This window comes from bacterium (genome assembly GCA_016702305.1).
Taxonomy (GTDB): Bacteria; Electryoneota; RPQS01; order RPQS01; family RPQS01; genus JABWCQ01.
On record JADJEH010000002.1, the window covers coordinates 508,316 to 520,205 of the forward strand.

General features: G+C 57.6%; 9 protein-coding genes. 3 read left to right on the plus strand and 6 right to left on the minus strand.

All coding sequences use genetic code 11. The annotated features are described in order from the left end of the window. The first annotated feature begins 12 nt into the window (after positions 1–12). Genes pdxS through IPH10_06635 form a run of 3 tightly spaced genes read left to right on the plus strand, consistent with a single transcriptional unit; the run spans position 13 to position 2,551 of the window. Positions 13–897 (plus strand): pyridoxal 5'-phosphate synthase lyase subunit PdxS, encoded by an 885-nt coding sequence (gene pdxS / locus IPH10_06625; GenBank protein MBK6910595.1) that lies wholly within the window; start codon positions 13–15, stop codon positions 895–897. Positions 898–908: 11 nt separating this feature from the next. After that, positions 909–1,520: a pyridoxal 5'-phosphate synthase glutaminase subunit PdxT gene (pdxT, locus tag IPH10_06630; protein MBK6910596.1), complete on the plus strand. Its 612-nt coding sequence runs from the start codon at positions 909–911 to the stop codon at positions 1,518–1,520. Beyond that, complete coding sequence (locus IPH10_06635; protein MBK6910597.1) at positions 1,517–2,551, plus strand: hypothetical protein; 1,035 nt, start codon at positions 1,517–1,519, stop codon at positions 2,549–2,551. Before pdxT ends, IPH10_06635 begins: the two co-directional genes overlap by 4 nt. A gap of 74 nt (positions 2,552–2,625) precedes the next feature. On the opposite strand, the gene IPH10_06640 is transcribed toward IPH10_06635, so the two are convergent. The 6 genes from IPH10_06640 to IPH10_06665 form a co-directional block, all read right to left on the minus strand. Beyond that, positions 2,626–3,231, minus strand: a complete 606-nt coding sequence (locus IPH10_06640; protein ID MBK6910598.1) for a YihA family ribosome biogenesis GTP-binding protein — start codon at positions 3,229–3,231, stop codon at positions 2,626–2,628. Positions 3,232–3,233: 2 nt separating this feature from the next. Next, a complete protein-coding gene (lon, locus tag IPH10_06645; GenBank protein MBK6910599.1) occupies positions 3,234–5,621 on the minus strand; it encodes an endopeptidase La in 2,388 nt (795 codons plus the stop codon). A 104-nt stretch (positions 5,622–5,725) separates the two neighbouring features. Then, complete coding sequence (rpoN, locus tag IPH10_06650) at positions 5,726–7,216, minus strand: RNA polymerase factor sigma-54 (protein ID MBK6910600.1); 1,491 nt, start codon at positions 7,214–7,216, stop codon at positions 5,726–5,728. A 289-nt stretch (positions 7,217–7,505) separates the two neighbouring features. Beyond that, positions 7,506–8,264: an LPS export ABC transporter ATP-binding protein gene (lptB, locus tag IPH10_06655; protein ID MBK6910601.1), complete on the minus strand. Its 759-nt coding sequence runs from the start codon at positions 8,262–8,264 to the stop codon at positions 7,506–7,508. 8 nt (positions 8,265–8,272) lie between these two features. Further along, positions 8,273–10,783: a hypothetical protein gene (locus IPH10_06660; protein ID MBK6910602.1), complete on the minus strand. Its 2,511-nt coding sequence runs from the start codon at positions 10,781–10,783 to the stop codon at positions 8,273–8,275. A 12-nt stretch (positions 10,784–10,795) separates the two neighbouring features. Next, complete coding sequence (locus IPH10_06665) at positions 10,796–11,887, minus strand: hypothetical protein (GenBank protein MBK6910603.1); 1,092 nt, start codon at positions 11,885–11,887, stop codon at positions 10,796–10,798. Between the last annotated feature and the right edge of the window lie 3 nt (positions 11,888–11,890).

The following is an 11,890-nucleotide window of genomic DNA, read 5'->3' on the forward strand; positions in this document are numbered from 1 at the left end:
AGAGGTGCAGTGATGAGTGCAACGGGGACCTTTGCCACAAAAGTCGGATTGGCCGAAATGCTCAAGGGCGGCGTAATCATGGACGTGACCAACGCCGAGCAGGCGCGCATCGCCGAGCAGGCGGGCGCGTGCGCGGTGATGGCGCTTGAGCGAGTTCCGGCCGACATACGCAGGGACGGCGGTGTAGCCCGCATGTCTGATGTCGCGGTGATACGCGAGATTCAGGAAACTGTATCTATTCCCGTCATGGCCAAGTGCCGTATTGGTCACTTCGTCGAAGCGCAGGTATTGGAAGCGCTCGAAATTGACTTCATTGACGAGAGCGAAGTCTTGACGCCGGCTGACGAGCAGTTTCACGTGGACAAACACAAGTTCAAAGCCCCGTTCGTTTGCGGCTGCCGTAATCTCGGCGAGGCGTTGCGCCGAATCGCGGAAGGCGCGGCGATGATTCGCACCAAGGGCGAAGCGGGTACCGGCAACATCGTTGAAGCCGTTCGCCACATGCGGTCAGTGATGAGTGAGATTCGGAAGGTGTCGCAGATGGCTGACGAAGAGCTGGTCAATTTCGGCAAAGAAATCGGAGCGCCGCTCGATCTTCTCAAACAGACGCGAGAACTCAAGAAACTGCCGGTTCCGAATTTCGCCGCCGGCGGAATCGCCACACCCGCGGACGCAGCGCTTATGATGCAACTCGGCGCCGAGGCCGTGTTCGTAGGCTCGGGAATTTTCAAGAGTGATGATCCCGCCGCGCGTGCCGAAGCAATTGTGTTGGCAACCACACATTTCAGAGATCCGTCAGTTTTGGTGAAGGTCTCGACGGGTCTGCGCGGCGCGATGAGTGGCATGGACGTGCGCTCGCTGCCGGAATCGGAATTGTTGTCTACGCGCGGTTGGTAGCGAATATCGTCATGGCGCGGGTGGGAGTATTGGCACTGCAGGGGGATTTCCCCATGCATGAGCAGCGGCTGCGTGCGCTTGGCTGTGACGTCGTGCAGGTGCGCTTGCCGCAGGAACTCGAGGGATTGGAAGGACTGATCTGGCCCGGCGGCGAAAGTACGACGATGACGCGCGTGATGGATGTCGAACTGCGCGAAGCCCTTACGAGCTTCTGCACAACTAAGCCCACATGGGGCACCTGCGCGGGCATGATCATGCTGTCCCACACCGACCCTGATACGCGCGTGCGCACCTTAGGCATTGCGGACGTTCATGTCAATCGCAATGGTTGGGGGCGGCAAGTTCACTCGTTTGAAGCCGTACTGGAAGTCGCACCGGAGTTGGCCGAGGCGCGCCGGGCCGTTGGTCTGTTTATTCGGGCGCCGCGCATCACACGGATCGGTGAAGACGTGCGTGTGCTGGCGACCTACCACGGCGAGCCTGTGGCGGTATCGCAAGGCAAAATCCTCTTGACAACTTTCCATCCGGAGCTGACTGATGACGACCGTTTTCATCGGCTCTTGATATCCTGGATACTGAAATCAGAATCTAATCGCATCTTAAGCACGGGAGACCGCACGTGACCTCTCGCTTCGTTCGGCGCGCCGCCTTTGGCGCGCTTGCACTCATTAGTTTGGCGGCTGCCGTCGGTTGCGACGACCGCAACGATCCTGATACGCCGTCCACCGTCTATCATTTAAAGAAGACGATTGCGACTCCCGGCGTGGCACAGAATGTTGATGTCAAGGGAGATCTGCTGGCCGTTGCGGCGTCTTCGGCGGGCACATATGTGTATAATGTTTCCGATACCGAAAATCCGGCGCAAATTTTCCATTTCGTTCCGGCAGGCGAACTCTATACCGAGTTCGTGAGCCTTGACGCCGTCAATGGATTTGTCCTTTCGATGTGTGCGCCTTCGCTTGCACCGGGTGACAAGTACCCGATTCACAGACTTGCGGACAGTACACGCATTGGCGGCGCGGCGTTCACGAGCGGGACGCGCGAGGTGATGATTGCCGCGGAACCATCTCATTTTGTTGCCTGGAAGTTGGAGCAGGCCGCGCGCGGCGTGGTCTATAGTCAATACTGTTTCCTGCCGGACTCCAACGAGTGGCGTCCGGATTACTGCGACGATTTTTACATTGACTACAACGCGGCTTTCGGGCTGCCCCGCGGCTTCGACATTCGTGACAGCCTCTTCGCGATTGCTCAGGACAACTACGAGATCCGGGTTCACAACTACCTCACGGGAGACGTCGAAGCGCTTGTTCAGACGCCGGGCGATCCTTACGACTGCGCGTGGTACGGAGACTATGTTCTCGTCGCCGATAACTATGCGTTGACCGTGATTGATGTCGCGGATTTTTCCGCTGCATCGGTGGTACGAACATATGGAATTTCGGGCGCTGACCGCTTACAAAAAATCGTCGTAGACGGCCATTATGCGATTCTGCTCGATGACTCCGACGGGCTCTATATCGTCGACGTGTCGGATCCGTTGCACCCTGTTCTTGAGCAGTCCATCAGTTTGCCCGAGGTGTCCAGCGTCTCGGCATCAAACGGCGTGCTGGTCGCTTCCGATGAACAATTGGGCGTCTTGATTTACCGTCGTTAACGGCGGGCCGATTCCGTGAAGTAAAAAAGCCCCGCGGCAGAAACCGCGGGGCTTTTCATTTCTATGAGAGACCATCAACCGGCCTTGATGGAGGTCAGGATTGCATCCCATAAGTCGTTTCGGCCTTCATGCGTCGTGCTCGAATAAGGAATGACGGCCGTGCCGCCCAACGACAGGGCCGGTCCGCGCAGCGCCAGCAACGCCTGATCGCGTTCCTGACGATTGAGCTTGTCAATCTTGGTGGCGACGACCAGAAAGCGGCGGCGATACGTGTTTAACGCTTCGATCATTTGCATGTCAAGCTCAGTCAATCCGCGCCGTGCGTCGGCAATCTGTACGACCAGATGCAGGCGAATTGAATCCGCCAGATAGTCCTCCAAAAAGCCAGCCCATTCTTCTTGCAGCGTGCGCGAAACCTTGGCATACCCGTAACCCGGCAAATCAACGAAATGGCAGAAACGATCGCCGATGCGGTAGTAATTCAGCAACCTGGTCTTGCCCGGGGTCGCCGACGTGAGCGCGAGCCCCTTGTGGTTGAGCAGTGAATTTATCAGCGACGACTTCCCCACATTGGAGCGTCCCACGAACGCGACTTCCGGCAGCGGTGGCTTTGGCGCCTGTTTCAAGTCCGTGCAAGACTTCAGAAACTCAGCTTTAGGTATGACAAGAGTCTTGGCCACGTTTAGTGCGAAGCGGAGTCGCGCGGCGCCGATGCCGCGGCCACTCGCGCCGCCTTCTTAGTGGGAAAGAGCTCGCGCCACACGTCCGCTACATTTTCAGCATACGTGATATGCATGTCCTTGCGCAGCGCGCTGTCGAGTTCCAGCCAGTCCGGTTTGTTGTCGGCCGGTATGATGAGCTTGCGAATGCCAGCGCGCTTGGCCGCCATAGTCTTCTCCGCCAATCCGCCGATCGGCAGAACGTGACCGCGCAGCGTGATTTCGCCCGTCATGGCAATTTCAGGTGACACGGGCAGCGATGTAAGAGCGGACAGCAGTGCCGTGGCAAGGGTGATGCCGGCGGACGGTCCATCCTTTGGAGTTGCCGCCTCAGGAATGTGGAAGTGAATGTCGAGTTTCGCGACAAAGTCCGGCTGGACTCCCCATTCGCCGCCGTACGCTCGCAAGAAGGACACGGCGGCATGCGCAGATTCCTTCATCACGTCGCCCAGTCGCCCTGTGAGCTGCACGGCCCCTTTGCCCTTCATCACGCTGGCTTGAATATTGAGAATTTCGCCGCCCTGTGCGGTCCAGGCAAGCCCAACGGCCGTGCCGATTCGGTCGCCCCTTTCGATCTGATTCTCTTTATAGGGCGGTACGCCGAGCAGTTTGTCGAGCGACTTGGGCTGCACGTTGACCGTTTCTCCCGACGAACCAAAATTCTCTTTGGCAACCTTTCGGCATATTCGCGCCATGGTACGCTCTAACTCGCGCACGCCGGATTCACGAGTGTACGCTGAGATGATCTTGTCGAGGGCCGTCGGCGTGATCGCCAATTCACTTTCGCGCAGACCATGTTCGCGCATCTGTTTCGGCAGCAGGAATTCGCGCGCGATATGCTGCTTCTCATGATGCAGATAGCCGTGGAGGTCAATGATCTCCATGCGGTCCTGAAGCGGGAGCGGTATGTCGTGCTTGATATTCGCTGTTGTAATGAACAAAATTTGCGACAGGTCAAAGTCCACTTCAAGATAGTGGTCCGAGAACGTCGAATTCTGCTCGGGATCGAGCACTTCCAGCAGGGCCGACGACGGGTCACCACGGAAGTCGGACGACATCTTGTCTATTTCGTCAAGCAGGAACACAGGATTCATCGAGCCCGCGCGTTTCATGCCCTGAATGATGCGGCCCGGCATGGAACCGATATAGGTACGCCTGTGCCCGCGAATTTCGGCTTCATCGCGTACGCCGCCGAGAGAAATGCGCACGAAATTCCGCCCCATTGCCCGCGCGATTGACCGTCCCAAAGATGTTTTGCCCACGCCCGGAGGACCGACAAGACAAAGGATCGGCCCGCGAATCTTCTCAACTCGCGCGAGCACGGCAAGATACTCAAGGATACGTTCCTTAGGCTTGCGCAATCCAAAGTGATCCTGGTCCAATATGCGCTGCGCCTCTTCGAGATCAAGACGGTCCGTCGTCGTCGTGCCCCACGGCAGCGCGAACAGCCAGTCGAGGTAGTTCTTGATCACCGTCGCCTCAGGCGACATCATCGGCATGCCCTTGAGCTTCTCCATTTCCTCTTCGGCGCGCTGTCGCACCTCTTTGGGCATGCGTTGCTTGCGCAGCTTCTTGCGATAGGCAATGACGTCCGAAAAATCCTCTTCGCCTTCTTCGCCGAGTTCCTTCTTGATGATGCGCATCTGCTCTTGCAGGAAGAAGTTGCGCTGCGTGCGCGAGATCTTTTCCCGCACCTGGCCCTCGATATTGCGCTCGATCTTCAAAATCTCAATCTCTTCATCCAGCGTCCGATTGATAAACTGGAATTGATCGGGAATATAGGCCTGTTCGAGTACTTCCTGTTTGCGCACGGCCTGCAGCGGGAGGTGGGCAATGATGAAATCCGCGACTGAGACCGGATCGTTCAGATTGTTCAACGTCAGCAGAATTTCATCCGGTAGCTGCCGATTCAAACTCACATAGTCGCGAAAGGCGCGCAGCGCCACTTTCATATGGGCGCGCGCTTCGTGGCCCTCTCCGCCGCGCAGCTTGAGCGGCTCGCAGTGTGCATAAAGGCAATCGCTCTCCGGCGCCCATTCCGAGATGTTGGCGCGGCTCACGCCTTCCACAAGAACTTTGACGAGGCCATTGGGAAGTTTGAGCGTTTGCAGAACATTTGCGACGACGCCAACGTCGAACAGGTCCCGCGGCGCAATATCCTCGGTCCCCGGGTCGCGCTGGGTCACGAGCAGAATCCGCCGCTCATTGAGCATAGCTTTCTCAATAGCGACCAGCGTTGCGGCGCGGCCGATCAAGAGAGGAAAGATCATCGAGGGGAAAACCACTACGTCGCGCAGGGGCAACACAGGCAGCAGTTCGGAAGACTGGGGTTCGGTAGCTTCGAAGGACATGTAAAATCGTGGGATATTGTGGGAAACAAAACAAACCGGCTGCCGCGGGGCGGACAGCCGGTGGGAAGATACGGATTTTTTCTTAGAATTTCTACTATCGCGGCTCAGATTTCGCGCCGCAACCGTTTGACCGGAATGCTCAGTTGTTCGCGGTATTTCTGAACCGTGCGGCGGGCGATCGGGAAGCCTTCGTCGGCCAGCATCTCGGCAATCGCCTGGTCGCTCAGCGGATCGCTCTTGTCTTCAGCCTCGATGATCTCCTGCAAGCGCGACTTAATGACCTTCGTGGAGATCTCTTCGCCGTCGCTCGTCTCCATGCGTTCGCTGAAGAAGTACTTTAACTCGAACACGCCCCATTCTGTCTGCACGTACTTGCCGTTGGTCACGCGCGAGATTGTTGAGATGTCCATGCTGATATCTTCGGCGATATCCTGCAGAATCATTGGCCTCAAAAACTCGCGGCCCTTCATGAAGAAGTCCTTCTGCCGTTCGACAATCGCGCGCATTGTGCGCAGGATCGTGGCGCGGCGCTGGTGAATCGCGTTGATAAACCAGCGGGCGCTCTCCAGCTTGCGAGCGACGAATTCCTTGACCTTCTTGTCGGTGTTACCCGACAGAAACATCTCTTTGTAGGCGGTGTTCACATGGAAGTTCGGCGTATTACCGTCGTTCAGGTAAACAGCGAATTCGCCCTCGTCGTCCACACGGGCCACGACCAGATCGGGGATAACGTAATTCTGCTTTTCGTCGAAATAGCCTTCGCCGGGCTTCGGATTCAATCGGCGAATCTCTTCGTACGCATTCTTCACTTCGTCCAGCACCACGCCGAGTTTCCGCGCCACGACTTCAAAGCGCTTGTTCATGAAGTCTTCATAGGCCTCGGTGAGCATGCGCTTGGCGGTGCGGTATTTCTGCGGGTCATCTTTTTGTCGCAGTTGAATCAACAGGCATTCGCGCAAGTCGCGGGCGCCAATCCCCGGCGGATCGAGCTCCTGCACGATGACCAGCACATGATTGGCTACCGCCACCGGAACATTGAGTTCGCGGGCGATCTCTTCAATCGGATAGCTCAGAAATCCGTCGCGATTGATTGATCCAATGATATATTGCCCCACGCGGAACTCTTCGTCGTCGAGTCGCTGAAGGCGCATCTGATCTTCCAGGTATTCGGCCAGCGACTGCACAAACGGCCGCGGCAATTCTGTCAATTCCTCGCCCGACTCCGTGAAGCGTGACGCTTTATAAACGGAATGCTCGTCGTCGCTCAGGAAACTGTCCCAGTCCACCTCATCTTCGTTCCGACTCTCCGGCTGCTCAGGTTCATCGCGGGCTACTCGGGCGGCCGCTTCATATTCAGCGGACTCGCCCGAATCGTCGAGGGACGCGGCCGAGGCCTCGGTCTCAACCTCGGTCATAGACTTATCCACAACCGCTTCGTCTTCGGCGATCTCCTCGAGGAACGGATTCTCTTGCAACTCGGCACGGACGCGCAATTCCAGCTCCAGCATTGGGAGCTGAATCAGCTCGCTGCGCAGGATTTGCTGCGGTTGGAGATACTGCTGGAGTTCGGGTTTAAGGACTTGTCTCAGTTCCATCGAATACCCTCATGGTGCAGTCGGGCAGGAGGTGACGCGGGGAGAATGGGTAGTTTAGGACCCAGAGCGCGGACCGTGGCAGATAGCCTGCTTGGAGCAAGGCCTGTGCCATAAACAAACTGCACGCGAATTAAGCACATTTTCTAACATTTTCCAGGCGAGGTCACTGCATCACGATCTTAATAAACAATTACTTAAATTTTACTCATTCGGCACTCACACCAGTTTGGGTCCGGTGCGTTCAGCGGCCGTAGGCAACTTTGTCGCAAGGCAGGTGTTATAGCAAGAGTTAGAGGCGGAAAGAATCGCCGAGGTAGATCCGGCGGGCTTCTTCCGAGTTGGCCAGGAACTCTGAGGTGCCTTCCATCAACAGCTTGCCGCTATAAATCAGGTAGGCCCGGTCCGTAATCGCCAGAGTTTCCCGGACGTTATGATCAGTTATCAACACGCCGATGCCGCGATCTTTGAGAGACCTTACAATTGCCTGAATGTCCGCCACGGCAATAGGGTCAATCCCGGCAAACGGCTCATCGAGGAGCATGAATTTGGGTCGTGTGACGAGCGACCGGGCGATTTCGACGCGGCGCCGTTCGCCGCCGGAGAGTTGAAAGCCCTTGTTGTCCACAACGTGTTCAAGTCGGAACTCGGCCAACAACTCGTCTGCGCGCAGTTTACGCTCAGCCCGCGAAATCGGCAAGAGCTCTAAGATCGCCATCAAGTTTTCGCGAACAGTGAGTTTGCGAAAGACCGATGGTTCCTGCGACAAATAGCCCATGCCCAAGCGTGCTCGGCGGTACATGGGCCAGTCGGTGACCTCGGTTTCGCCGAGATAGACATGCCCGGCCTTCGGGCGAATCATTCCCGTGACCATGTAGAACGTCGTTGTCTTGCCGGCGCCATTCGGACCGAGGAGACCGACGATTTCACCCGTGCGCACATGCACGGTGACACCGTCAACGACCTTGCGTTTCCCGTAGAATTTCACCAAATCCTCACCGCGCAACGTCGTCTCTACGACCGTCGGCGGACTTGCCGCAAGTGGAGTCAGGGTCTCGTTCACGCAATCTGCTCCGGTCTGCGGCGCGTCATCCAGTAGCCGACACCAACCAGCAGCAAGACGAGGAAGTGTGACGCCGTGGCGACATTGACGGCCAGACCTTCGCGTTTGGCGACGTACTCATAGACCACGGTGTGCGCCCCGGCCGCGACATACGTGCCGCGTGCAAATCCGTTTACGAGATAGATATCGGTCGGCTGCCCGTCAATCGTGGCCCGCCACTCCGGCGCATAGTAAGCATCGGCCAGCACAAGAAGGCCGGCCTGCGCATTATCCGTAGAAATTTCGACGCGGTGCGCTTCATGTTTGGTCACGCGCGCCGTGGCTTGTGCCGTATTCCCGATCGCCCCCGGCAGCCCCTTGTCCAGCACCGTCAATTTCGTAAACGGGAATCCGGGGCGCCGCATCGTTTCAAATGCCTGCGTCCGGTCGGCGACGACCATAACCGAGTCCGCGAAGTACGCGCGCTCTTTGGCAATCGGCAGGCGGTAGCACGCCATTTTCGCGGAACCATCTTCGTAGGCGAGTTGCAAACCGACATCCGGAGGCAACAATCCCTCGGTAAGGATGTACTTGCAATTAAGCGAGGCCAGCAACTCGAAGTTCAGTGGAAAATTCCGGTTCGTGCCATTGTAGAACAGATTGTCGGACATGTCCTGCCAGCTCCGCAGCTTAGCACCATGATAGCCACCCAATGATTCCACGCCCCACGCGGCCCAACGATTGTCCTGGTTGAGTCGTCCGACCGGGAATACTCGGAAGACGTCTTTCTTCGCCTCATCTTGCAGCGCCGACACAACGCGATTCGGGGCCAAGCCGGTGAGCTGTTGGGTCGCCGTCTGTGGCTCAAAGAACTGATGTGCGAACACGCCAAGGTCCACGGCCGTGAGGAGCAGGAGCGCACCAACCAACACGGGCTTTGTGAGCTTCTTCATGAGGAAGAACAGCATCGCCGCGAGACCCAGCGCCAGCATAAACAGTCGTGTTGTAAGGTCCGTGGCGAACATGTCGGCGCGCATATTGGTCAGCTGCGTAATCTGTCCCGGCTGGTAACGCTGCGCTTCGCCCACCTTGGACAAGCTCGCCAGGCTCTTGGCCAGGCTTTCGCCACCGACCAGAGAAATCACAAGCAGGACGCCCGCGCCGATAAGGGCATAACGAAACGCCTTGATCCACTTCTCATTCTCCTGATGCTCTTCGAGTTTGCGGTAGCCGAAGGCCGCCAGCAGCGCACCGCAGAAAATGACCAGCAGAAGGATAAGCGACGGGGTGCGGAACTTGTTGAAGAAGGGAAAGTAGTTAAAGAAAACCGAATAGAACGACTCAAAGTGCTTGCCGAACGACAGCAGAATTGAGAAGAGCGACAGCGCGACAAGACCCCATACGAACCGCGACTTCGCTCCGATCAGAGCGATGATGGCAAGCGCCAGGGGAATGATCCCGAAATAAAAGCTCGATGAAGTGAACATCATGTCACCCCAATACGTAGGCGATTTCAGGCCATACCATGACGGGAAGACAAACGTGATCAGCTCCGCCGGATGCATGCTCCATGCAGTAGCATCGGCGAGCGAGTAGCCGCTTTGCGTCGCTGCGCCGATCGCCGGACCCACGCCGCGAATCGAGTATTCGACGTACTCGAGCAGCGGGAAGTACCACAGCGACCCGACGCCGATTGCCAACACGACTCCGGCGAACAGTTGCCCGCCGGCCAGAGCGACATTGGTCATGCCGCCGCTCCGCAGTTCGTGAATGGCCCATGTAATGAACAAGATGCCGACGGACACGCCCGTGTAAAACAGCACTTGCGTATGTCCGCCATGCTGAATCTGCCAGCCGAAGACCATCGCGAACAGCGCCAAGTCGAGCAGCCGCCGCCGTTCGTAGAGCTGCCACGCCAGGTACAGCAGGATTGGAATGTAGATGAATGTGGCGAGCTTGCCGCCGTGCGATGCGGTGACCAACGAAATGAAATACGGATTCCATGCCAAAACGAGTCCGCACAATACAGCCAGCGGCACGGCGAATCCCAACCGCCGAATCACAAAGTAGACAAACAACCCGGCGTAGAGCATCAAGGCCACAAGCCACTTTTCGCCGCGCGTCGGACCCGAGTAGTTTCCGAGCAGCAGCACGTAGTTGGTGAACATGTCGGCATACCAGCGGGGGTTGGCCCAACGGTAGGCCAGCGCATACGGTGCCTCGACATATTCGTAGTTTGAATACGCTCCTGCCGCGAAGGACGGGAAACCGCCGAAGACGTCCGGGCACCACAGCGGGTATTGGCCGTTTTCAGCTTCACGTATCGCGAAGGTATTCCACGCCACGGCCGCTTCCGTGTCGTCGCCTGCCGAAAAGACCTTGTTGCTCAGCACAACTTGATGAAACAGGCCGATCACGAGCACGTACAGCGCCAGTACGCCCAGCACATCGGGCAGCCAATGCGGCAACGGCTTCTTCGCGGGAGAGATGGTTGATGCAGTAGGTTTGGCGGCGGATTTCGCGCTCACAAAGTGCTCCGGTCAGGGTTGTTGGGGAGGAACGGGCGGCGCCAGCAGCGATTCCGGCGTGTACTTGCCCTGGGTGCCGCCTTCAACGCGAATGCGCGAAATGCGGCGGTTATCGAATCCGATAGTCAGCTCGTCACCCGACGTGACGTTCAGTCCTTGCGCGTCATCGCGGTCGCGCACGTAATAGGTCGCGGTTGCCGTTCCTTCGACCAGCGCGCGCGCGAGGATGCTCTGTTCAATCCACAGGGTCATCTGTTGGCCCGTCAGCACATGGCGGGGTGAGCCCGGCAACGAATCCGCGGGTGATGTGGCCACGGCGTCGCCCTCCACTTCCACGCGTTCAAGCTGCTCTTTATGAAAATAGAGCCGCATGCTGTCACCGCCGATACTGTCCGCGCCCGACAAAGCCAGAGGATCTCCGGTCAGGGCGGCAAAGAGCGAGTCGGTGAAGAATTCCAGCAGCGAACCGTAGGCCGTAAGACTGTCGCGCACGATTTTGACATGACCAATCGTGGTTGCCTGCCGTTCCGCCTCGGAGTAAGTAATGGTATCGCCCACGATGCGGGTATTGATGACGCCGGAGCTGTCCTCGCGCGTCAGCACGGGACTACGGGCCACCCACGCTGATTTCTGTTTGTGATCGAAGTAACCGATCCCGCCGTTGAGAATCACTCCGCGCGGCTCGTAGCGCACGCGCACGCGGTCATACAAGTAACCGCTGCCCAGCCGTTCGCGGTAAAGCGCACGGTCGCAGTAAATGGTGATCGTGTCCTGATAAATGCGGACGTCGCCGCGCGCCTCAAGCTCTTCCGTCCAGTCACTGTACAGCACTTCGTTCGCAAACAACAGTCGCTGGCCGTCCTGAAACTGCACGTTGTTCCGAAAAATGAGCTGGCCGGAGTCCGGATAGTAGAGCGCCTGATCGCAAGTGATATTCAAACTGTCCTTGACGATCAGCACATCCCCGGTCAACTCCTGCACACGTTGCCCGTTTTCCTCGGCGTAGCGCAGCGAGTTGGCGCGGCGCAGTTCAACGCTGCCCGGAGCCGTTTGCGCCAGTACTCCGGACATCACACAAAACAGCGTGAATAAAACGCGCCACATCTT

Bases quoted from the DNA above. Each gene is read 5' to 3' on its own strand.
- pdxS (MBK6910595.1), top strand. From the start codon at position 13: ATGAGTGCAACGGGGACCTTTGCCACAAAAGTCGGATTGGCCGAAATG.
- IPH10_06665 (MBK6910603.1), bottom strand. From the start codon at position 11,887: ATGTGGCGCGTTTTATTCACGCTGTTTTGTGTGATGTCCGGAGTACTG.
- pdxT (MBK6910596.1), top strand. From the start codon at position 909: ATGGCGCGGGTGGGAGTATTGGCACTGCAGGGGGATTTCCCCATGCAT.
- rpoN (MBK6910600.1), bottom strand. From the start codon at position 7,216: ATGGAACTGAGACAAGTCCTTAAACCCGAACTCCAGCAGTATCTCCAA.
- lon (MBK6910599.1), bottom strand. From the start codon at position 5,621: ATGTCCTTCGAAGCTACCGAACCCCAGTCTTCCGAACTGCTGCCTGTG.